The organism is Janthinobacterium sp. LPB2021202312-11-4, assembly GCF_037049705.1.
Classification (GTDB): Bacteria; Pseudomonadota; Gammaproteobacteria; order Pseudomonadales; family Pseudomonadaceae; genus Aquipseudomonas.
The window spans coordinates 1-20,271 of the sequence record NZ_JBAGKV010000054.1 but is presented as its reverse complement, the minus strand read 5'-3'; the positions used below and the strand labels follow the sequence as shown (position 1 = coordinate 20,271).

Here is a 20,271-nt window from a genome sequence, read left to right as displayed (position 1 = left end):
ACCAGCGTTTGTATCCTGTTTCTCTGTAAATGGAGTTTCACCCATGAACATCCGTTTTGCCGCTTTCACCGCCCCGCTGTTGCTGGTCGCGGCCTTGTCCAGCATGCAGGCATTCGCCCACGGCGACGATGACGAACCGGCCAAGCCCAATTGCCCCAAAGGTCAGGTGTTCGACAGCAAGTCGAACAAGTGCGTACTGCAAACCAGCAGCCTGGTGCCGGACAACGACCGTGTGGACTACGCCTTTCGCCTGGCCAAGGACGGTCGCTACGAAGAGGCCCTGGCGCTGCTCGACACGCTGAAAAATCCGAACACCGCCAAGGCCCTTAACTATCGCGGCTACGCCACGCGTAAACTGGGCCGCACCGACGAAGGCATCGGCTATTACCTGCAATCGGTCAAACTCGATCCGCAGTATGCGCAAGTTCGCGAATACCTCGGCGAGGCCTATGTGATCAAGGGTCGCCTGGACCTTGCTCAGGAGCAGTTGCAGCGCATCAAGTCGATCTGCGGCAGTACCTGCGAGGAATACCAGGACCTGGCCGAAGCCATCAACGATTCATCGAAAACCTGACACACCGAACGGACGGAGGTCGCCATCGCCAGCGATCAGGCATTTAGAACAGAGTTGGGCCAGCATCTGGCGCGGTTATGGCGCTACGGCTTGCTGCTGTCCCGGCAACGGCATGTGGCCGAAGATCTGGTGCAAGCCACCTGCGTGCGAGCGCTCGAACGGTCCGGGCAATTTGTGCCGGGTACGCGCATGGATCGCTGGCTGCTGAGTATCTTGCACTCGATCTGGCTCAATGAAGTGCGTGCCCGTCGCGTACGACTGGGGCAAGGGCTGGTGAACGCCGACGAGGCGCTGTCGTTCGACGGCGAGCACGCGGCGCAAACCCATGTGTTGGCCGCGCAGGTGATCCGACGCGTCGATGCCCTGCCCGAAACCCAGCGCGAAACGGTGTACCTGGCGTATGTCGAAGGCTTGTCCTACCGCGAAGTGGCAGAGGTGTTGCAAGTGCCCATCGGCACCGTCATGAGCCGACTGGCCACCGCTCGCCTGAAACTCGCGGAGTACCCGCCCCTGCAATCCGTACCGAACCCAACCACGGGAGAACGTCGATGAACGACCACTCACCACCGACAATACCGTCGGATGAACAGTTGGTGGCCTACCTCGACGACCAGCTCGACGCCGAACAGCGCATCCGTATCGACGCCGCCATCGACGAAGACCCGACGCTCAACCTGCGCCTGCAATGGCTGGCCCGCAGCAGCCTGCCGTTCCAGCACGCCTACGATGAATTGGGGCAGCAAGCGCCGATGGAGCGTTTGCAAGCCATGCTCGACACCTTGCCCAGCCCTGCCCGTCCAGCCCTGAGCCGGCGCTGGTTTCTGGCAGCCGCCGCCGGTCTGGTGGTGAGCAGCGTGGTGGCGGACCGATTGTTTCTCGGCTGGCAATTGAGCCAGCAGAAAAGCAACTGGCGTGGACTGGTGGCGCACTACATGTCGCTCTACGTACCGCAAACCCTGGAACACCTGCCCAACGACGAAGCGGCCCAACGTGCGCAACTGCGCACCATCGACGCCCGTTTGGGCCTGACCCTGGCGCCGGCGCAACTGGCGCTGCCGAACCTTGCGCTCAAACGCGCGCAAATCCTCGAGTACGACGGCAAGCCCATCGCCCAGATCACCTACCTCGACCCGGTCCACGGCCCGATGGCGCTGTGCGTCACCCGTTCCAACAACGGCAGCCGGCACTTTGCCCAGGAACGCCGGCACGAGATGAACATCGTGTACTGGGCTGACCTGGAGCACGCCTGGATGCTGATCGGACGTAACTCAATGACGGATCTCGAGGACATGGCCAAGGTGTTGCGAGGCCGGCTGAGCGCATGACGCTAATCTTCACTAAGCTTGGCGCCTGACATCCAGGGAGGAACCCACCCATGCCACATCCCTCACTTAACGCTTCACGCACGGCGTTGCTGGTCATCGACGTGCAGAACGACTTCATCCCCGGCGGCCAGTTGGCCGTGCCCGAAGGTGACTTGATTGTGCCGTTGATCAATCGACTGGGCGGCCAGTTCAGGCAGGTAGTCATCGCCCAGGACTGGCACCCGCCGGGCCACGCTTCTTTCGCCGCCAGCCACCCGGACCGCAAGCCTTTCGAGGTGATTCAACTGCCTTACGGCGAGCAGACGCTGTGGCCGGTCCATTGCGTGCGGGATACGCCCGGCGCCGAGTTGCACGCGGACCTGGACTTGCCCCACGCCCAACTGATCATCCGCAAGGGCTGCAATCCGGACATCGACAGTTATTCGGCGTTTCTGGAGGCCGACCGCACCACCCCAACCGGGTTGGCCGGGTACTTGAAGGAGCGCGGGATCGATACGGTTTATCTGGTCGGGCTGGCGCTGGACTTCTGCGTAATGTTTTCGGCGCTGGATGCGCGGGCGGCGGGGTTTAACACGTTTGTGATTCTGGATGCCTGCCGGGCAATTGATCTCGGGGGGTCGCTGGCTGCGGCGATTGAGCGGATGCAGGTGGCAGGGGTTGGGCTGATTCAATCCGCCGAGATACTGGAGTAATACTCCACTGTGATTGTGGCGAGGGGGCATGGGTTGTTGCCGATACTGGAATCAGGCCGGTGTCGGCAACCACAACCGAAACCGCGCCCCGCCCAGCGGTGAGGCTTCGGCTGTCAGCGTCCCGTCCTGGGCTTCCAGGGCGCGGCGGCTGATGGCGAGGCCCAGACCAAATCCACCAGTGGCCCGATCACGGCTGCGGTCCAATCGATAAAACGGCTCGAACACCCGCTCGCGCTCATCCTCCGGAATCCCGATTCCGTCGTCATCGACCCAGATCTCGCAGCCTTTGGCGCACACTTGCACGCCGATCTGAATGCGTTTTTCGCAGTAGCGCATGGCATTGCGCAGCAGGTTCTGAATCGCCCGCGCGGTCAGCCGTGGGTCAAGGGAAAAGCGCTCCAACTGACCATGCAGCAGCACGTCGATCACGATGTCCGGCGATTCCAGCTCTTCATCCACGCTGCCCAAAATGCTGTCGATGAACTCATCCAGCGACACTTCAACCTGCTCGGGCAACCGCGCCGGATTTTGCAGGCGGCTGTAGGACAGCAGTTCCAGCACCAACTCATCCAGTTCCCGAATGTGCGCGACCAAGCCTTGCAGGCGTTCGCGGCTCGGTGCCGGCATGTCATCGGAGAGCGCCAGGGCCAGGCCGAAATCCAGTCGGGTCAGCGGCGTGCGCAATTCGTGGGACACCGCGTTGAGCAAGTCCCGTTGCTGATTCAGCAGGTTTTCGATATCGCCAGCCATGGTGTCGAACACGTTGGCCAGGCTGCCGATATTTGAGTTAGGGGATATTTTCGTACGCTCACCCAAGTGACCTTTACCAAAGCGTTCCGCCGTGCCCTTGAGGCGTTCGAGGTCGCGCCAGTGCGGACGCAACCACAGCAACAGGCACGCGAGCATGGTCGCGCCGATCAGCACGTTGATGCTCCAGTACAGCAAATTGACGTCCAGCGGGTCCGGCGGCACCACCATTTGCACGACGCTCTGCTCGTTCAACGGAGACACGGACAGGGTGCGCCAGCCCCAATCGCCGATGCGCACCACGTTTTCGCCGCGTTGCAAACGCGCCTGTTCATCCGGGGTCAGTTCGGCGTCGTCGTTGCGAGTCAGCAGGATGTGCAGCGGCTGGAACTCCTTGTCCATCTCTGCCGCCAGGGCCGGCCACTGATCCGTCGGCACCGCATGAAACTGTTTGACGATCAGGGTTTGCAAGCCACGGGAATAATCAAGGTTGTAGGTGACAAAGCGCTCATGGAACAGCTTGATCACCACATCCGGCACCAGGTAGATCGCCGCGCTGTACGAAACGATCGTCACCAGGTACAGGCGAAAGAGGATTCTGAACATCGCTTCAGCATTCCCACTCGGAGCGGCTGAACAGGTAACCCTTGCCCCACACAGTCTTGATCTTGCGCGCCTCGCCGGCATGGTCGTCGAATTTGCGCCGCAGTTTGGAGATCGCTACGTCCACCGAGCGGTCAGTGCCGTTGAACTCGATGCCGCGCAGGCGTTGCAGGATCTGGTCGCGGCTCAGCACTTCGCCGGCATGCCGGGCCAGCACCACCAGCAGGTTGTATTCACCGCTGGACAGCTCCACCAATTGCTCGCGCCAGGTCACGGTGCGCTCGGACAAGTCGATGCACAGGTTACCCATCAGGATGCGATCGTTGGCGGTTTGCGGTTCGCCGAGGCTGCTGCGCCGCAACAGGGTGCGCACCCGGGCCAGCAATACCCGGGGCTCGCAGGGTTTGGTGACGTAGTCGTCGGCGCCCATTTCCAGGCCCAGCACTTGGTCGTGGCTGTCATCCCGGGCGGTGAGCATCAGGATCGGCAGCGTCGCCGAGTCGGCGCGCAGCAGGCGGCAGACTTGCAGGCCGTCGAGGCCTGGCAGCATCAGGTCGAGGATCACCAGGTCCGGCGGATTGACCCGGGCACGTTCGCGCACCTGGTCGCCGCGACTGATCACGCTGACGCAATAGCCGTTGCGCTCCAGATAGCTGGCAATCAGTTCGGAGAGCGCGGTGTCGTCTTCGACCAGAAGGATGTTGGGCATGGGGTGTTTCCAGAAAGTTCGGTGGCGACGGGTCCGGCCTCTTCGCGGGCAAGCCCCGCTCCTACGGAGGTATCGCATCCCCTGTAGGAGCGAGGCTTGCCCGCGAAGGCGATCTGACAGTCGCAGAATGAATCAAGCGGCAAAGGATATACGCCCTCGCACGTCTAAGCGTAAAACCCTTACACAATTTCACACAGCGCCTACAAAGCTTCACCGCTACCCTCGTCGCCTCCCCGTAGGATGCCGGGGGTCATTATTGGGGTATTCACATGTCAAAGAATCTGCTTGCCACGCTCAGCCTGCTTGCACTGGCGTTGACACTGAGCGCTTGTGACAAGTCCTCGACCGCCGAAGAAGCGGCGCCCCTGGCGACGGTGCGGGTCGAAACCATCGAAGCCCGGCCCCTGTCGATCAGCAGCGAATTGAGCGGGCGGATTGCCGCGCCGCGTATCGCCGAAGTCCGCGCCCGGGTGGCCGGCGTCGTGCTGCAACGGACCTTCCGCGAAGGCAGTGACGTGAAACAGGGCGAAGTGCTGTTCCGCATCGACCCGGCGCCGTTCAAGGCCGACCTGGACAGTGCCGAAGCCGCGCTGCGCAAGGCCGAGGCCAATGCCTTCCAGGCCAAATTGCAGGAACAGCGCTATTCGCAGTTGATCGAAGGCAACGCCATCAGCGGCCAGGACTACGACAACGCCCGGGCCAATGCCCGGCAAACCGCCGCTGACGTGGCCGCGAATAAAGCGGCCGTGGCGCGGGCGAAGCTGAACCTGGGTTACGCCACCGTCACCGCACCGATTTCCGGGCGCGTCGGCCGTGCGCTGGTGACCGAGGGCGCGCTGGTCGGGCAGAACGAAACCACGCCACTGGCGCTGATCCAGCAACTCAACCCCATCCACGCCGACCTGACCCAATCGACCCGTGAACTCAACGACCTGCGCCGCGCGTTCCGTTCCGGCCAGTTGCAGCAAGTCGGCCAAGGCCAGGCCAAAGCCACGCTGATTCAGGATGACGGTAGCCTCTATCCGCTGCCGGGCAAATTGCTGTTCACCGACATCACGGTCGACCCGGGCACCGGCCAGATCATCCTGCGCAGCGAATTCCCCAACCCGGACCTCGACTTGCTGCCCGGCAGCTTTGTGCGTGTGCGCGTTGAACAAGCGGTCAACCAGCAAGGCATCAGCGTGCCGCAGCGGGCCATCCAGCGTGACAGCGCCGGTGTCGCCCAAGTGCTGCTGCTCGACGCTGAGCAGCGCATCGGCCAGCAACCGGTGCAACTGGGCGCGGTGCAGAACGATCGCTGGATCGTGACCGGCGGCCTGAAACCGGGCGATCGCATCGTTATCGAAGGCCTGCAACACGCCAAGCCCGGCGAGAAAGTCCAGATCGACGACACCCCTCTTCCACTTGCCCAGGCGACTGGTCAGTAAGCAGGACGCTTTTTTATGCCGCAGTTCTTTATCGACCGTCCGGTGTTTGCCTGGGTGGTTGCGTTGTTCATCCTGCTGGCCGGTGCCCTGGCCATCCCGCAGTTGCCGGTGGCGCAGTACCCCGACGTCGCGCCGCCGCAGATTGAAATCAACGCCACGTACCCCGGCGCCTCGGCGCAAACCATCGACGAAAGCGTGGTCAGCCTGATTGAGGAAGAACTCAACGGCGCCGATCACCTGTTGTATTTCGAATCCCAGAGCAGCCTCGGCAGCGCCACGATCAAAGCCACGTTTCAACCGGGAACCAACCCGGAAATGGCCCAGGTCGATGTGCAAAACCGCCTCAAAGTCGTGGAGTCGCGCCTGCCGCAAGCGGTGAACCAACAGGGTTTGCAGGTGGAGAAAGTCTCTTCCGGCTTCCTGCTGCTGATCACCCTGACCTCCAATGACGGCAAACTCGACGACGTAGCGCTCAGCGATTACCTGGCGCGCAACGTGATGAACGAGATCAAGCGCCTGGACGGCGTCGGCAAAGCGCAGCTATACGGCGCCGAACGGGCGATGCGGATCTGGATCGACCCGCAGAAACTGATTGGTTTCAACCTCACGCCCGCCGACGTGAATGCGGCGATTGTTGCGCAGAACGCCCAGGTCTCGGCGGGCAGCATCGGCGACCTGCCAACCCGCAGCACCCAGGAAATTACCGCGACCATCGTGGTCAAGGGCCAGTTGTCGACGCCCGAAGAGTTCGCCGACATCGTGCTCAAGGCCAATCCTGACGGCTCCACGGTGCGCATCGCCGATGTGGCGCGGGTTGAAATCGGCAGCCAGGAATACCAGTTCGGCACCCGTTTGAACGGCAAGCCGTCGACCGCCGTCGGCGTGCAACTCTCGCCCGGGGCCAATGCCTTGAGCACCGCCACCGCCGTACGGGCGAAGATGGACGAGTTGTCGCGCTACTTCCCGGCCAACGTCGAATACAAGATTCCGTACGACACCTCGCCGTTCGTCAAAGTCTCGATCACCAAAGTGGTCTACACCCTGGGCGAGGCGATGCTGCTGGTGTTTGCGGTGATGTTCCTGTTCCTGCAAAACATCCGCTACACGCTGATCCCGACGCTGGTGGTGCCGGTGGCACTGATGGGTACGTTCGCGACCATGCTGGCGCTAGGGTTCTCGATCAACGTGCTGACCATGTTCGGCATGGTGCTGGCCATCGGCATCCTGGTGGACGACGCGATTGTGGTGGTGGAGAACGTCGAACGGATCATGGTCACCGAGGGTCTGTCGCCCAAGGAAGCGACGCGCAAGGCGATGAAGCAGATCACCGGCGCCATCATCGGCATCACCCTGGTGCTGGTGGCGGTGTTTATTCCGATGGCGTTCATGCAGGGATCGGTGGGGGTTATCTATCAGCAGTTCTCGTTGTCCATGGCCACTTCGATTTTGTTCTCGGCGTTCCTCGCCCTAACCTTGACCCCGGCCCTCTGCGCCACGCTGCTCAAGCCGATTGCCAAAGGCGAGCATCACGAAAAGGGCGGTTTCTTTGGTTGGTTCAACCGACGTTTTGAACAACTGACTGTGCGTTATCAGGGCTGGGTCGCCTATGCGCTGAAACGCACCGGGCGTTACCTGCTGATCTACGGCGTGCTGCTGATCGGACTGGGCCTGTGTTTCAGTCGCCTGCCCTCCTCGTTCCTGCCGGTGGAAGACCAGGGTTACACCATCACCGACATTCAACTGCCGCCCGGTGCGAGCAAGAACCGCACGGTGAAAGTGGTCGAGCAGATCGAAGCGCACAACGCCACCGAACCCGGCGTCGGCGACAGCACAGTGATTCTCGGTTTCAGCTTCTCCGGCAGCGGGCAGAATGCGGCGCTGGCGTTTACCACGTTGAAGGACTGGTCCGAGCGCAGCAGCGACGACTCGGCCACTTCGATTGCCGACCGTGCCAACGCCGCCCTGAGCCAGATCAAGGACGCCGTGGTGTTTGCGGTGTTGCCGCCGCCGGTGGACGGCCTCGGTACCTCCAGTGGTTTCGAGTTCCGCTTGCAGGATCGCGGCGGCCTCGGCCATGCCACGTTGATGGAGGCGCGCAGCCAATTGCTGGCGGCGGCGGAGAAAAGTCCGATCCTGATGAACGTGCGCGAAAGCGCCCTGGCAGAAGCGCCGCAGGTGCAACTGGAAGTCGACCGCAAGCAAGCCAATGCCCTTGGCGTGTCATTCGCCGACGTGGGCAGCGTGTTGTCCACGGCCGTCGGTTCGACCTACATCAACGACTTTCCCAATCAGGGGCGGATGCAGCGGGTTGTCGTGCAAGCGGAAGGCGATCGGCGCAGTCAGGTCGAAGACCTGCTGAAGATTCACGTGCGCAACAACGCCGGGAAAATGGTCCCGCTGTCCGCCTTCGTCCAGGCCAAATGGACCCAAGGCCCGGCGCAGTTGACTCGCTACAACGGGTATCCGGCGATCAGCATTTCCGGCGAACCGAAACCGGGCCACAGCACCGGTGAAGCCATGGCCGAAATCGAACGGTTGGTCGCGCAAGGCCCGGCAGGCCTGGGCCAGGAATGGACAGGATTGTCGTTGCAGGAACGCTTGTCCGGCAGTCAGGCGCCGATTCTGCTCGGGTTATCGCTGCTGATCGTGTTCCTGTGCCTGGCGGCGCTGTATGAGAGCTGGTCGATTCCGACCTCGGTGTTGCTGGTGGTTCCGCTCGGGGTACTCGGCGCGGTATTGGCGGTGACGTTGCGCGGGATGCCGAACGACGTGTTCTTCAAGGTCGGGCTGATCACCATCATCGGGTTGTCGGCGAAGAACGCGATCCTGATCATCGAATTCGCCAAGAGCCTGTACGACGAAGGTCACGACCTGATCGACGCCACGCTGCAAGCCGCACGCCTGCGGTTGCGACCGATTGTGATGACCTCGCTGGCGTTCATCCTCGGCGTGGTGCCCCTGGCGATTGCCACCGGGGCCAGTTCGGCGAGCCAGCAAGCCATCGGCACTGGGGTGATCGGCGGCATGATCACTGCGACCCTGGCGGTGCTGTTTGTGCCGGTGTTTTTTGTGGTGGTGATGAAGCTGGTCAAGACCCGCCACAAAAAGTAATGGCCCATCCCCCCGTAGGAGCTGCCGAAGGCTGCGATCTTTTGATCTTGATTTTAAAAATCAAATCCAAAATCAAAAGATCGCAGCCTTCGGCAGCGCCTACAAAAGCCCGGTGACCTGAGCTATGGTGGGTGGAATTCTGTTTCTGTGAGTTCTCATGCCGCTCCTCGCCCGCACCCACCCTCGCCTGTCTGCCGCAGCCACCCTCGGTATCGCGGTAGGCATTCTGGCCCCGGCCGATTCGGTCATCAGTAAAATCCTCATCGGCTGGAACGCCGGGGTCTGGACTTACCTGGTGTTGATGGTCTGGCTGGCGACCCGCGCCAAAGCGCCGGACGTCAAACGCCTAGCCGAAATTGAAGATGAAAACGCCGGGCTGGTGCTGTTTGTGGTGTGCATCGCGGCGATTGCCAGCCTGGCGACCATCACCTTCGAACTGGCCGGCAGCAAAGACCTGGAAACCTCGCGCAAACTGCTGCATTACGCCTTCACCGCCGCCACGGTCATCGGTTCATGGTTGCTGATCGGGGTGATCTTCAGCGTGCACTATGCCCGGCTGTTCTACACCTGGGACGGCAAGGAACCGGCGTTGCGCTTCGCCGAAGGCCTGACTACGCCCAACTATTGGGACTTCCTGTATTTCTCGTTCACCATCGGCGTGGCCGTGCAGACGGCGGATGTCGGCGTGGCCACCCGAGGCTTGCGCAAGATTGTGCTGGCGCAATCGTTGATCGGTTTTGTGTTCAACACGGCCATTCTCGGGTTTTCAATCAACATCGCGGCGGGGCTGTTCAGCTAGAGGGCTGCACAAACGTTCTAGGCATCCGTCGCATTGCCGGCGTTAAATAAGTCGGTAATCCGCCTCACAGGTGCAACATGCCCCCGCACAACTGGATCGACCTGGCCCAGGACGCCGACACCGGCATCGAAACCTTGCGCGCGCATTTCGAGGGCCACGCCTACGACCCCCACTGGCATGACAGTTACCTGGTGGGCGTCACCGAGCAAGGCGTGCAGCAATTCAATTGCCGGCGGGCCAGGCACCAAAGCACGCCGGGCAAGGTGTTTCTACTGCAACCCGGCGACATCCACGACGGCGAAGCGCCCACCGAGGACGGTTTCACTTACCGCATGCTCTACCTCGACCCGCAATGGCTGGAACGGGAGTTGTCCGCGTTGTTCGAAAACGCGCCGCCCAACAGCCAATTGAGTTTCGCCAACACCCTGACCGCCGACCCGCAACTGGCCCTGGCCACCAGCCTGGCCTTCCAGACGTTGCACAGCGGCGAGTTGAAGATCGTCCGCCAGACGGCCCTCGATGGTTTGCTCGGACGCCTGACCAGTCACCTGCACTGGCGCATCCGCTACAGCGAGGACCCGCGTCTGCCGCTGGTGGCGCAAAAGGCCCGGGACTATCTGCACGCCAATGCGCACCTCGACATTGGTCTGGATCAACTGGCCGCCGCCAGCGGTGTTGATCGCTTTCGCCTGACCCGCGCCTTCAAGGCTGCCTACGGTTTGGCCCCCCACGCCTATCTGGTGCAACTGCGCCTGTCCAAGGCCCGACGAATGCTTGCCAGCGGCTCGCAACCGGCGGCAGTGGCCATGGAGTTGGGGTTTGCCGATCAGAGTCATCTGGGACGCTGGTTTGTCCGGGCCTATGGGCTGACCCCGGCGACGTACCGCAAGCGCTGCTCAAATCTTCCAGACAGGTAAGCCTCGCGATTGTGAAGATCGGTTTCGTTGATCTTTACTGGAGTTTGCCCGCGATGCTGTCCTCGTTCCCGACGTTACTGCCCTTCCTGCTGTTTGCGTTCGTGGCCTCGATCACGCCCGGCCCGACCAACATTCTGGTGCTGAGCAACAGTGCCCGATACGGCTTGCCTGCGGCGGTCCCGATTATCTTCGGGGCCTGCACCAGTGCGGCAACCATCGTGTTGCTGGTCGGTACGGGCGCCGGTTCTTCGCTGACCTCGCTGCCCGGCGTACAAACCGCGATGCAGTGGGCCGGTGTGGCGTGGCTGAGTTATTTGTCCTGGCAGATTTTTTTCGCCCCCGCCCCGACCATCAATACCCAAGCTCCCCAGGCACGGCTCGGCATGCTCGGCGCCGCCAGCCTGCAACTGATCAACCCGAAAACCTGGATGATGGCGCTGGCTGTCGTCAGCGTGTTCTCCGGGGCCGGCGAGCAACGCTTGGCGCATGTGGCCTGCTTGTCACTGGTGTTTTTCCTGATTTCCCTGCCCTGCCTGAGTGTGTGGGCGCTGCTGGGGGCGGGTTCCTCACGGTGGTTGCGCTCGCCTCGGGCGATGCAGCGTTTCAACCGGCTGATGGCCCTGCTGTTGCTGGGCTCGACGTGGCTAAGTGTGTTGCTGTGATGGCCGCCGGTCGGTGTCGATGGCAAGACAATCAACCATTCACTTGACGGCTGATTTGGTTTTGGTGTTTCCTGAAACCGGTTTCAGCGCAGCGCCAACGCGCGGAGCCTAATAAATCCAATAAGAAGGTTTCAGACCGTGAACACTTTTTCCGCCGCCCAGCGCAGCCGCGTGACCATGCTCGATGTCGCCGAACACGCGGGCGTCTCCAAGGCCAGCGTCTCGCGTTTCATCGGCGATGACCGTGCCCTGCTCTCCGATGCCATCGCCTTGCGCATCGAGCAGGCGATCAGCGAATTGGGCTACCGCCCCAACCAGATGGCCCGTGGCCTTAAACGCGGGCGCACCCGCCTGATCGGCATGCTGGTGGCCGATATCCGTAACCCTTATTCAATTGCCGTGATGCATGGCGTGGAAACCGCGTGCCGTCAGCACGGCTACAGCCTGGTGGTGTGCAACACCGACCGCGATGACGAGCAGGAACGTCAGCACTTGGCGTTACTGCGCTCCTACAACATCGAAGGCTTGATCGTGAACACCCTGGGGCATCACCGCGATGAACTGCGCGAATTGCACCGGGAAATGCCGCTGGTGCTGGTGGACCGCAAGGTCGAGCAGCTCGAAAGCGATCTGGTGGGCCTGGACAACCCGGCCGCCGTCGAAATGGCCCTCGCCCACCTTGAAGAGCGCGGCTACCGCGATGTGCTGCTGGTGACTGAACCCTTTGACGGCACCAGTTCGAGGATTGAGCGGGTCAGCAGTTTCAAGGCACAGATCGATCAGCGTACAGCGCTGCAAGGTGCGGTGGTGGAAACGGGCAGCGACCTGACTTCGCGCTTGAAAACCTTCCTCGATACTCCCGGCCCAGGCCCGAAGGCGTTGTTCTGTGCCAACGGCATTGCCGCGCTGGCCAGTACCCATTCGTTGCGTGAGTTGGGGTGCAAGCTGTTTGACGACATCGGCCTGATCGCCCTCGATGACCTGGATTGGTACCCGTTGGTAGGCAGCGGGATTACCGCCCTCGCCCAGCCCACCGCGGAGATTGGCGCGAGTGCGTTTGAGTGTTTGCTCAAGCGGCTGCGCGGGGATGTCGGGCCCGTGCGGACGCTGGATTTTGCGGCGCGGTTGGTGGTGCGTGGATCGACGGTTGGAGATTTGCGTTGAATGTGAGGGCCTCATCGCGGGCAAGCCTCGCTCCTACAGAGGGGTGGCGCTCAAATCACCCCTTTTTTTGAACAAAAATGAAACCGGTTTCAGAGGTAGATAACAATGAATAAACCACCCGTTTCCATCAGCCTGTCGAGCTACGGCGCCGACCTGGTCCGCCAACGCGGCCAAGGCAGTTTCATCGATGTACTGGCCGCCGCCGGCGCCACGCGCATCGAATGGCGTGAAGAATTGCTGACCGTTGAAGACCCGGCGCAATTGGCCGACGCCACGCAGGCTCAAGGGCTGGAGAGCGTGTATTCCTCGCCGATGGAGCTGTGGCTGGCCGGACAATCCAAACCCAATCCCGAGTTGCTCATCACCCTGCAACGGGCCCAGACCTTCGGCGCCAAATGGCTGAAAGTCTCCCTCGGTTACTTCACGGACAACAACGATCTCCAGGTTCTGGCCCGACAGTTGAGCCAAAGCCCGGTGCAGTTGCTGGTGGAAAACGACCAGACCTTGCACGGCGGACGCATCGAACCGTTCCAGCGCTTCTTTAATGAAATCGAGCAGCACAACCTGCCGATCAAAATGACCTTCGACATCGGCAACTGGCAATGGCAGGACCAGTCCGCCGCCAACGCCGCGCGGTTGCTCGGCCGGCATGTCGGCTACGTGCATTGCAAAGCGGTGGCCCGCCGCGCCGACGGCAAACTCGTGGCGATACCGCCCGGTGCCGCCGACCTGCATTTGTGGGAACAACTGCTGCGGCACATGGCCCAAGGCATCATGCGGGCCGCTGAATATCCGCTGCAAGGCGATGACTTGGTGCAACTGACCACCGAACACGTCGCCACTCTCGCCCGCCTCGGTCAATCACGGTTGGAGAGCGCCCATGTCTGAGATCGATATTCTGTCGTTCGGCGAAACCATGGCGATGTTTGTCGCCGAGCAGAACGGTGACCTGGCCGACGTCGGCCACTTTCATAAACGCATCGCCGGGGCCGACAGCAACGTCGCCATCGGTTTGTCGCGACTGGGGTTCAACGTTGCCTGGCTGAGCCGGGTCGGAGCTGACTCCTTGGGTCGCTTCGTCATCGATACGCTGGAAAAGGAAGGCCTGGATTGCCGCCATGTCGAGACCGACCCCGCGTACCCCACCGGTTTTCAGCTCAAGTCGCGCACCGACGATGGCAGCGATCCGGTGGTCGAGTATTTCCGTCGCGGGTCGGCGGCCAGTCACTTGTCGCTGCAATCGATTACTCCACAGCTATTGAGCGCCCGGCACTTGCACGCCACCGGCATTCCCCCGGCGCTTTCCGCCACCGCTCGGGAGATGTCGTTCGAACTGATGACCCGCATGCGTGAAGCCGGGCGCAGTGTGTCCTTCGACCCGAATCTGCGCCCGAGCCTGTGGGCCAGCGAACAACAGATGATCACCGAGATCAATCGCCTCGCCGCTCTCGCCCACTGGGTACTGCCAGGGTTGAGCGAAGGTCGTTTGCTCACCGGTTTCGACGACCCGGCGGACATCGCGGCGTTTTACCTCGATCAAGGCGCGGAAGCGGTGGCGATCAAACTTGGGCCCCACGGTGCCTATTACCGTACGCACCTGGATCAGGGTTTCGTCGCGGGTGTGCCCGTGCAAACCGTGGTCGACACCGTGGGCGCTGGCGATGGCTTTGCCGTCGGGATGATCAGCGCCTTGCTGGAAAACCACAGCTTTGCCGACGCCGTGAAGCGCGCCAACTGGATTGGCAGCCGCGCGGTGCAGAGTCGCGGGGATATGGAGGGGTTGCCGACCCGACTTGAAATGGATGCTGAATGTCCAGGCGCCGATCGCGAGCAAGCTTTGCTCCTACAGGACAGGCGTCGACCATCGATTACGGACATGCCCCAATCCCTGTAGGAGCAAGGCTTGCACGCGAAGAGGCCCGCACAGTCACCAAAGATTCGTTACCTGCTGCAACAAAAACAACAAGCTCAGGAGCACCATCATGAAAACCGCAACACTCGCCGCCCGCCGCTGGTGGTACATCATGCCCATCGTGTTTATCACCTACAGCCTGGCGTACCTGGACCGCGCCAACTACGGGTTCGCCGCCGCCTCCGGGATGGCCGCCGACCTGATGATCACTCCGGGCCTGTCGTCGATGCTCGGTGCGCTGTTCTTCCTCGGTTACTTTTTCTTCCAGGTGCCGGGCGCGATCTATGCGCAGAAACACAGCGTGAAGAAGCTGATTTTCGTCAGCCTGATCCTCTGGGGCGGTCTCGCTACCCTGACCGGGATTGTCTCCAACGCCTATTGGTTGATCGTCATTCGCTTCATGCTCGGCGTGGTCGAAGCGGCGGTGATGCCGGCGATGCTGGTGTACCTGTGCCACTGGTTCACCCGTGCCGAACGTTCGCGCGCCAACACCTTTCTGATCCTCGGCAACCCGGTGACCATGCTGTGGATGTCGGTGGTCTCGGGTTACCTGGTGCAGCATTTCAGCTGGCGCTGGATGTTTATCGTTGAAGGTTTGCCGGCAGTCCTGTGGGCGTTTATCTGGTGGCGCCTGGCCGACGAGCGTCCGGCCCAGGCCAAGTGGCTCAGCGACCAGGAAAAACACGATCTGGAAAGCGCTCTCGCCGCCGAACAAGTCGGAATCAAAGCGGTGAAGAATTACGCCGAAGCCTTTCGCTCGCCGAAAGTCATCGTGCTGGCCTTGCAGTTTTTCTGCTGGAGCATTGGCGTTTATGGCTTTGTGCTGTGGCTGCCGTCGATCCTCAAGGCGGGGTTGCAAATGGACATGGTCGAGGCAGGCTGGCTGTCGGCCCTGCCTTATCTGGCGGCAGTCATCGGCATGCTCGCGGTGTCCTGGGGCTCGGATAAGTTGCAGAAGCGCAAACGTTTCGTCTGGCCGCCGCTGCTGATCGCCTCGAACAGTTCTGGACCCTAATTAACCGTTAGCTTTGATTTTATCAATGTAATTCAATGCTTTAACCTTAGTAACTATTTTTAGGTTTTTCGAGCGTGTTCTGCTGAACCCCGCAAATGGAATAGTCTGGGCGCCACTGCGTTCAGCGCGATGGTCATGACATGTACCGATCTAGAGGTGATGGAGCACCCAGACACATACCCCCCAAATTGCTGCTTGAGCCAAAGGCAAAACCCGTTGCGCTCCCAATAGAGGATTTTCACTCGACTGTGGTGGCGATTCAGAAAAAAGAAAAGCGGGATCGAACACGGCGACCTTGATATCCAACTCCACCAGGGCTGCGAGGCCGTCGATGGATTTTCGGAAGTCCACTTGCTTGGGGTAGAGGTAGACCTTTTCGACTTTGGCGTCGGGACGCATCATGGTTGCGGGCTCCTGATGGATATCGGGAGCACAGCACCAGGCTTCAACTGGCAGCTTTGAATGTGTACACGGTGGACCGCTTACGGTTTAAACGCTTGCCAGCTAACATCGTGGGTCTTCACCGTATCGCCGGTATAGGCAACCACTGTCATCTTGATAGTTCGTTGGGTGTGTCGGCCTTTTTGCCGATGGTGCCGAACTCGATAGGCGCAGAAATTTCCTCAGCCTCCAGACGTTCAAGTAAACGAGCGCGTCCACTTTTTCGACCATGATGTCGCCAAGAGGTGGCTATCCGAGAGTGTATAGCAGTCAAAGCATTACTTGATGCCGAGTGGTCGATCCAGCGATATTGCACCTCCACCACGTGCAACGATGAGCAGTAGCAGGCCTGCCCAGGAAAGGTGTATTGGCCAAGCGTCAGGGTAGATAAAGACCTGAATTACTAAAGTCATGCCCAGTAACGCGAATGCTGATAGTCGTGAGAACAGGCCCAGCACAAGAAGCAGGGGAAACAAATGCTCACTGTAGGTAGCGAGATGCGCGGCCAGTTCCGGAGAGATAAATGGCAGTGAGTATTCTGTGCGGAACAGCTCATAGGTACTGGGTGTGATCGTCAAAAATCCACTGACTTTGGTGCGTCCTGACATAAAGAAAATGGCCGCGATGGATAGGCGAGCAACCAGCACCAATAGTGAGTCACCAAACATTAAGCCAAGTCGGTCTGCAATGCGGTTCCACATGCCACGCAATGATTTGTCGGCTACGGACGAAGTATTTCGTATCACGTCCATGATGTGCTCCGTTGGTTAAGTTGGTGTTAAGTCTTCAGGAAGAGCTATGGATGCTTACAGCGGCGAATGCGTCGGCTCTGAACAAGCGGACAATGAGGTCTTCCAGATCCAAATCAGGCTGAACTTCAAGGGCTTTTTCTGCGGCCAGTTCAAGCGGCAGGTGTGCCGCGCAGGCGTCTAGAAACGTGCAATCCGCAGCACTGGCGGCCTCCCAACAAACCCGGCCTTGCTTGCGCGTTAGAAGCGCACCTTCGCCGCGCCAGTTGAGTTCGTCGGGCATGTCCCGCTGTTCGCGATTGAAGCGCCAGATAGTGTAGACGGGGTGGTCTGGGAACCACGCCCAACGGAAAGCGGCCCTCGGTGTGAGCAGGCTGCGGGCCAAGTCCTTTTGGGGCATGCTCGCAAATGCGCTCGGATCAATGTCGGGCTCATCTTTAGCGCAATGGACTTGTGTCCAGAGCAGATCCAGGCGGGCGACGTCGCCCAGATAAGACATTTCTCGCGCATGCTCAAAAGCGTCGAGAAAGTCCGGGAAATCAGCGCCGTAGTGCAGCAGTCGGGAATCCGTGGGTGGCGACTGCCGGGCATAGATCGCTGCGGCGGCCTTGAGCCACTCTGTACCGACCAAGCGCTCTACTGTGGGAAAGTTTGCAAGTAATGCGTCCGTCGATCCTTTCAATACAGTATTGCGGTACACCAAAAAACCGGGCTGTTCGATTAGAGCAGTCATTCCAGTCGAATTTCGCTCATATAACGCATCGACGAATGCATCCTGAAAGCTTTCGAGTGAGGTGTTCATATCGTCACTTCCGATGGTCGCTTGTTCCCGATGCTCAACAGAGCCTGTGCTCTGTCTCGTTCGGCCAGCAAGACGTCGAATCCTGGGATATGGTCGTCGCGCTCGATCAAGGTCGGGCGCATGCCGATCCGTTCAATAACGCGTTGATACAGCGACCAGACTGCGTCAGCGATGGGGGCATCGTGAGTGTCTATCAGCAACCGCGTATCTCCCGGATCCACTGCGTGGCCTGCCAAATGGATTTCCACAATCGGCTTGGCCGGGAAGGCATCCAAATACGTCGCCGCATCGAAGCCCAGGTTATGCGCGCTGATGTGTATGTTGTTGACATCCAGCAGTAACCCACAGCCAGTTCTCACGCTCAGCTCGGTCAAAAAGTCGAGTTCGCTGAAATCATGACCATCCAGGTGTAGGTAATGGGTGGGGTTTTCAATTGCGATAGGACGTCCTAGGGCGTCTTGTGTACGTTGGATATTGCTTACGATGCGCTGCAATGCCTCGACCGTACGAGGGAATGGCAGTAGGTCAGGATGATACTGACCGCGCCATGCTGACCAGGCTAGGTGTTCGGAAATCAATGCGGGCTGAACGAGATCGGCCAGTGCTTTCAGGCGCTTCAAATGGTTTTCGTCCGGCGGGCAATCGGCAGCAAGTGAAAGTGAAACACCGTGCAGCGACAGCGGATGTTGGCTCCCAATCGCCTCCAGCCATGCCAGACGGGGGCCACCACCTACCATGTAGTTTTCCGGATGAACTTCGAACCAGAGTCCCTCAGCCTTGCAGTCAAGCGCGTCTGGGTAATGGTGCGGTTTCAGGCCAAGTCCGGCCCCCATCTGGAAATCAGTTCTCATGATTGGTGAGCCCCCGTGGTATTACGATTACATAGGCGCGAGAGTGCCCATGCCTTTTGGTGTTTTGATGGAGGTACAAGTACCCACAGGAACGTTTTTCCAGGCATTAGGCTGGTAGTCCACTTTGGCGGTGCCTGCACAGGTGGTACCTGCGCCCGCCTTGCAATCGTTCTTACCGGCCAGGGAAACGCCGTAACATTTCTCCATGGCGCCCGCTGCGGCAGGAGTCTCTGCGGCCATCGCACCTGCAGCGAATGAAGAGAAGGCAACAGCGAGGGCGGCAAGTTTGAGATTGTTCATGGTTCTGTCTCCAAATGATGGGGGTTGGTCGTCGCATCAGAGCTTGGGCACTGTGCTTGCGATCCAAAAGGTAGTTCGATGGTTTTTCACATCCGGTTACAGCGACCGCAAAATATGTCTCAGGCCAGCAAAAATGATTCGCCTGTCACCTTATGCCGGGAAACCGCATGTAAGATCCGCTGCCCGTCATTAGCAGGAACAAGATATTTTTTACCCTTCGTGTAACCAGAGCGAATGATGGAACGAACTACACATAACGACGTTTTACGCAGCCGAGAGCTCCACCTTCAGGCTCTGTTCCTCGCAGGTCTGGACGGAGACGAGCGGGCTTATCGAACGTTTTTATCGGAGTTAAGTGGTCATCTTCGCGGCTTTTTACGCTCGAGGCTTCAGCAGCGACCTAGTGAAGTCGAGGATTTGCTGCAAGAGGTTTTGCTGGCCGTTCATAATGCGCGCCAGACTTATCGGATTGATCAACCGCTGACGGCGTGGGTTTTTGCCATTGCTCGCTACAAGCTCGCTGACTTTTTCCGAGGCAGGTCACGTCATGACGTGTTCAATGATTCCCTTGACGATGCGGCAGAACTATTTTCTGAGCCGCATCTTGAACCTGCACAGACCAGTCGAGACCTCCGCATGTTGCTTGAGCAGCTACCTGAACGTCAGCGTCTACCTATCGTGCACGTGAAACTTGAGGGGTTGTCTGTTGCTGAAACCGCTCGAATGATGGGGCTAACTGAGTCTGCAGTGAAGATAGGCATACACCGTGGGCTGAAAGCACTGGCGTCAAGAGTTAGAGGTGCACGATGAGTACTGATGATTTTATTTCCATGCTCGCGTCGGGCGTGACCCCGGTTGACCGTAGGACGCTCGCTAAGCGATTCAGCGGCGCGGTGCTGGCTGGCCTCTTGGGCGCCACTATGCTCGTAGTGGTAATAATGGGCATTCGTCCAGATCTGGATCAGGTTATGGCAACACCGATCTTCTGGGCGAAAATCGCCTTTCCGCTTTGCCTGATGATTGGTGTGCTGAGCATGGTGATGCGGCTGGCGAGACCGGGCATGGCTCCGGGCTCTGGGAATCTGTTGATCATTGCCGCAGTCGCCGCGGTGTGGATCGGCTCCATCTATGTACTCATGGTGGCCGCACCTGATGCTCGAGTCGCGATCATCCTCGGAAAAACCTGGCGAGTATGCGCACTCAATATAACCTTGCTGTCAATTCCGGGATTTATTGCTGTGTTCTGGGCATTAGGCGGTCTCGCACCAACTCGCCTGAAACTGGCGGGTGCCTGCGGCGGACTACTCGCCGGTGCAATGGCGACGATTGCATATTCCCTGCACTGCCCCGAGATGGAAGTGCCATTTTGGGGGATATGGTACGCATTGGGGATGCTGGTGCCGACCATGATAGGTGCGTTACTCGGACAGCTCTGGCTGCGCTGGTAGACAGTCAGGATAACGACAACAAT

At 60.0% G+C, this 20,271-nt stretch carries 21 protein-coding genes and 2 pseudogenes; 15 read left to right on the top strand and 8 right to left on the bottom strand.

Features of this window, described 5'->3' with window-relative positions; translation table 11 throughout:
* The first annotated feature begins 43 nt into the window (after nt 1–43).
* The 4 genes from V5E99_RS30145 to pncA are packed head-to-tail and all read left to right on the top strand — an operon-like array spanning nt 44 to nt 2,591.
* Nucleotides 44–574 (top strand): tetratricopeptide repeat protein, encoded by a 531-nt coding sequence (locus tag V5E99_RS30145; RefSeq protein ID WP_499806125.1) that lies wholly within the window; start codon nt 44–46, stop codon nt 572–574.
* 54 nt (nt 575–628) lie between these two features.
* Nucleotides 629–1,126 (top strand): RNA polymerase sigma factor, encoded by a 498-nt coding sequence (locus V5E99_RS30140; RefSeq protein WP_499806124.1) that lies wholly within the window; start codon nt 629–631, stop codon nt 1,124–1,126.
* Nucleotides 1,123–1,899: an anti-sigma factor family protein gene (locus V5E99_RS30135; protein ID WP_499806123.1), complete on the top strand. Its 777-nt coding sequence runs from the start codon at nt 1,123–1,125 to the stop codon at nt 1,897–1,899. Before V5E99_RS30140 ends, V5E99_RS30135 begins: the two co-directional genes overlap by 4 nt.
* A 50-nt stretch (nt 1,900–1,949) precedes the next feature.
* Nucleotides 1,950–2,591, top strand: coding sequence for a bifunctional nicotinamidase/pyrazinamidase (gene pncA, locus V5E99_RS30130; RefSeq protein WP_499806122.1), 642 nt, complete (start codon nt 1,950–1,952; stop codon nt 2,589–2,591).
* 51 nt (nt 2,592–2,642) lie between these two features.
* Here the strand turns inward: pncA and V5E99_RS30125 are convergent, their stop codons facing one another.
* Nucleotides 2,643–3,944, bottom strand: coding sequence for an ATP-binding protein (locus V5E99_RS30125; protein WP_499806121.1), 1,302 nt, complete (start codon nt 3,942–3,944; stop codon nt 2,643–2,645).
* 4 nt (nt 3,945–3,948) lie between these two features.
* On the bottom strand, nt 3,949–4,650 hold the full coding sequence (locus V5E99_RS30120; protein ID WP_499806120.1) for a response regulator: 702 nt from the start codon (nt 4,648–4,650) through the stop codon (nt 3,949–3,951).
* 269 nt (nt 4,651–4,919) lie between these two features.
* Between V5E99_RS30120 and V5E99_RS30115 the strand changes: the two genes are divergently transcribed.
* From V5E99_RS30115 to V5E99_RS30075, 9 genes and pseudogenes are all read left to right on the top strand, one after another.
* Complete coding sequence (locus tag V5E99_RS30115; protein ID WP_499806119.1) at nt 4,920–6,077, top strand: efflux RND transporter periplasmic adaptor subunit; 1,158 nt, start codon at nt 4,920–4,922, stop codon at nt 6,075–6,077.
* A 15-nt stretch (nt 6,078–6,092) separates the two neighbouring features.
* The gene (locus V5E99_RS30110) at nt 6,093–9,188 is read left to right on the top strand and encodes a multidrug efflux RND transporter permease subunit (protein ID WP_499806118.1); all 3,096 of its coding nucleotides are present in this window, start codon (nt 6,093–6,095) and stop codon (nt 9,186–9,188) included.
* A 157-nt stretch (nt 9,189–9,345) separates the two neighbouring features.
* The gene (locus tag V5E99_RS30105; protein WP_429528891.1) at nt 9,346–9,987 is read left to right on the top strand and encodes a DUF1345 domain-containing protein; all 642 of its coding nucleotides are present in this window, start codon (nt 9,346–9,348) and stop codon (nt 9,985–9,987) included.
* A 77-nt stretch (nt 9,988–10,064) separates the two neighbouring features.
* Nucleotides 10,065–10,904, top strand: a complete 840-nt coding sequence (locus V5E99_RS30100) for an AraC family ligand binding domain-containing protein (RefSeq protein ID WP_499806117.1) — start codon at nt 10,065–10,067, stop codon at nt 10,902–10,904.
* A 53-nt stretch (nt 10,905–10,957) separates the two neighbouring features.
* On the top strand, nt 10,958–11,566 hold the full coding sequence (locus V5E99_RS30095; RefSeq protein WP_499806116.1) for a LysE family translocator: 609 nt from the start codon (nt 10,958–10,960) through the stop codon (nt 11,564–11,566).
* 138 nt (nt 11,567–11,704) lie between these two features.
* The gene (locus tag V5E99_RS30090; protein WP_499806115.1) at nt 11,705–12,730 is read left to right on the top strand and encodes a LacI family DNA-binding transcriptional regulator; all 1,026 of its coding nucleotides are present in this window, start codon (nt 11,705–11,707) and stop codon (nt 12,728–12,730) included.
* 105 nt (nt 12,731–12,835) lie between these two features.
* Nucleotides 12,836–13,618 carry a sugar phosphate isomerase/epimerase family protein gene (locus tag V5E99_RS30085; RefSeq protein WP_499806114.1) on the top strand — a complete coding sequence of 261 codons (783 nt, stop codon included), beginning with the start codon at nt 12,836–12,838 and terminating at the stop codon, nt 13,616–13,618.
* Nucleotides 13,611–14,624: a sugar kinase gene (locus V5E99_RS30080; protein ID WP_499806113.1), complete on the top strand. Its 1,014-nt coding sequence runs from the start codon at nt 13,611–13,613 to the stop codon at nt 14,622–14,624. Before V5E99_RS30085 ends, V5E99_RS30080 begins: the two co-directional genes overlap by 8 nt.
* Nucleotides 14,625–14,712: 88 nt before the next feature.
* Nucleotides 14,713–15,639 (top strand): annotated as a pseudogene (locus V5E99_RS30075) (MFS transporter); the annotation flags it as partial.
* A 77-nt stretch (nt 15,640–15,716) separates the two neighbouring features.
* Here the strand turns inward: V5E99_RS30075 and tnpB are convergent.
* From tnpB to V5E99_RS30045, 6 genes and pseudogenes are all read right to left on the bottom strand, one after another.
* A complete protein-coding gene (tnpB, locus tag V5E99_RS30070) occupies nt 15,717–15,920 on the bottom strand; it encodes an IS66 family insertion sequence element accessory protein TnpB (RefSeq protein ID WP_499806126.1) in 204 nt (67 codons plus the stop codon).
* Between the two features lie 46 nt (nt 15,921–15,966).
* Nucleotides 15,967–16,056, bottom strand: a pseudogene (locus tag V5E99_RS30065) (hypothetical protein); the annotation flags it as partial.
* Between the two features lie 320 nt (nt 16,057–16,376).
* Complete coding sequence (locus tag V5E99_RS30060) at nt 16,377–16,850, bottom strand: DoxX family protein (protein WP_499806112.1); 474 nt, start codon at nt 16,848–16,850, stop codon at nt 16,377–16,379.
* Between the two features lie 34 nt (nt 16,851–16,884).
* Nucleotides 16,885–17,649, bottom strand: coding sequence for an HvfC/BufC family peptide modification chaperone (locus V5E99_RS30055; RefSeq protein WP_499806110.1), 765 nt, complete (start codon nt 17,647–17,649; stop codon nt 16,885–16,887).
* Complete coding sequence (bufB, locus tag V5E99_RS30050; RefSeq protein WP_499806109.1) at nt 17,646–18,500, bottom strand: MNIO family bufferin maturase; 855 nt, start codon at nt 18,498–18,500, stop codon at nt 17,646–17,648. The genes V5E99_RS30055 and bufB overlap by 4 nt, the downstream gene beginning before the upstream one ends.
* Nucleotides 18,501–18,527: 27 nt before the next feature.
* Nucleotides 18,528–18,800, bottom strand: a complete 273-nt coding sequence (locus V5E99_RS30045; protein ID WP_499806108.1) for a BufA1 family periplasmic bufferin-type metallophore — start codon at nt 18,798–18,800, stop codon at nt 18,528–18,530.
* Between the two features lie 237 nt (nt 18,801–19,037).
* Between V5E99_RS30045 and V5E99_RS30040 the strand changes: the two genes are divergently transcribed.
* Complete coding sequence (locus tag V5E99_RS30040; RefSeq protein WP_499806107.1) at nt 19,038–19,610, top strand: sigma-70 family RNA polymerase sigma factor; 573 nt, start codon at nt 19,038–19,040, stop codon at nt 19,608–19,610.
* Nucleotides 19,607–20,248: a DUF1109 domain-containing protein gene (locus V5E99_RS30035; RefSeq protein ID WP_499806106.1), complete on the top strand. Its 642-nt coding sequence runs from the start codon at nt 19,607–19,609 to the stop codon at nt 20,246–20,248. Before V5E99_RS30040 ends, V5E99_RS30035 begins: the two co-directional genes overlap by 4 nt.
* The last annotated feature ends 23 nt before the right edge of the window (nt 20,249–20,271 follow it).

What these genes read in the sequence shown, in the direction of transcription:
- V5E99_RS30080 (WP_499806113.1), top strand. Translation starts at nt 13,611, where the DNA reads ATGTCTGAGATCGATATTCTGTCGTTCGGCGAAACCATGGCGATGTTT.
- V5E99_RS30055 (WP_499806110.1), bottom strand. Translation starts at nt 17,649, where the DNA reads ATGAACACCTCACTCGAAAGCTTTCAGGATGCATTCGTCGATGCGTTA.
- V5E99_RS30110 (WP_499806118.1), top strand. Translation starts at nt 6,093, where the DNA reads ATGCCGCAGTTCTTTATCGACCGTCCGGTGTTTGCCTGGGTGGTTGCG.
- V5E99_RS30120 (WP_499806120.1), bottom strand. Translation starts at nt 4,650, where the DNA reads ATGCCCAACATCCTTCTGGTCGAAGACGACACCGCGCTCTCCGAACTG.
- bufB (WP_499806109.1), bottom strand. Translation starts at nt 18,500, where the DNA reads ATGAGAACTGATTTCCAGATGGGGGCCGGACTTGGCCTGAAACCGCAC.
- pncA (WP_499806122.1), top strand. Translation starts at nt 1,950, where the DNA reads ATGCCACATCCCTCACTTAACGCTTCACGCACGGCGTTGCTGGTCATC.
- V5E99_RS30060 (WP_499806112.1), bottom strand. Translation starts at nt 16,850, where the DNA reads ATGGACGTGATACGAAATACTTCGTCCGTAGCCGACAAATCATTGCGT.
- V5E99_RS30105 (WP_429528891.1), top strand. Translation starts at nt 9,346, where the DNA reads ATGCCGCTCCTCGCCCGCACCCACCCTCGCCTGTCTGCCGCAGCCACC.
- V5E99_RS30145 (WP_499806125.1), top strand. Translation starts at nt 44, where the DNA reads ATGAACATCCGTTTTGCCGCTTTCACCGCCCCGCTGTTGCTGGTCGCG.
- V5E99_RS30125 (WP_499806121.1), bottom strand. Translation starts at nt 3,944, where the DNA reads ATGTTCAGAATCCTCTTTCGCCTGTACCTGGTGACGATCGTTTCGTAC.
- V5E99_RS30035 (WP_499806106.1), top strand. Translation starts at nt 19,607, where the DNA reads ATGAGTACTGATGATTTTATTTCCATGCTCGCGTCGGGCGTGACCCCG.
- V5E99_RS30115 (WP_499806119.1), top strand. Translation starts at nt 4,920, where the DNA reads ATGTCAAAGAATCTGCTTGCCACGCTCAGCCTGCTTGCACTGGCGTTG.
- V5E99_RS30095 (WP_499806116.1), top strand. Translation starts at nt 10,958, where the DNA reads ATGCTGTCCTCGTTCCCGACGTTACTGCCCTTCCTGCTGTTTGCGTTC.
- V5E99_RS30100 (WP_499806117.1), top strand. Translation starts at nt 10,065, where the DNA reads ATGCCCCCGCACAACTGGATCGACCTGGCCCAGGACGCCGACACCGGC.
- V5E99_RS30135 (WP_499806123.1), top strand. Translation starts at nt 1,123, where the DNA reads ATGAACGACCACTCACCACCGACAATACCGTCGGATGAACAGTTGGTG.
- V5E99_RS30040 (WP_499806107.1), top strand. Translation starts at nt 19,038, where the DNA reads ATGGAACGAACTACACATAACGACGTTTTACGCAGCCGAGAGCTCCAC.
- V5E99_RS30045 (WP_499806108.1), bottom strand. Translation starts at nt 18,800, where the DNA reads ATGAACAATCTCAAACTTGCCGCCCTCGCTGTTGCCTTCTCTTCATTC.
- V5E99_RS30085 (WP_499806114.1), top strand. Translation starts at nt 12,836, where the DNA reads ATGAATAAACCACCCGTTTCCATCAGCCTGTCGAGCTACGGCGCCGAC.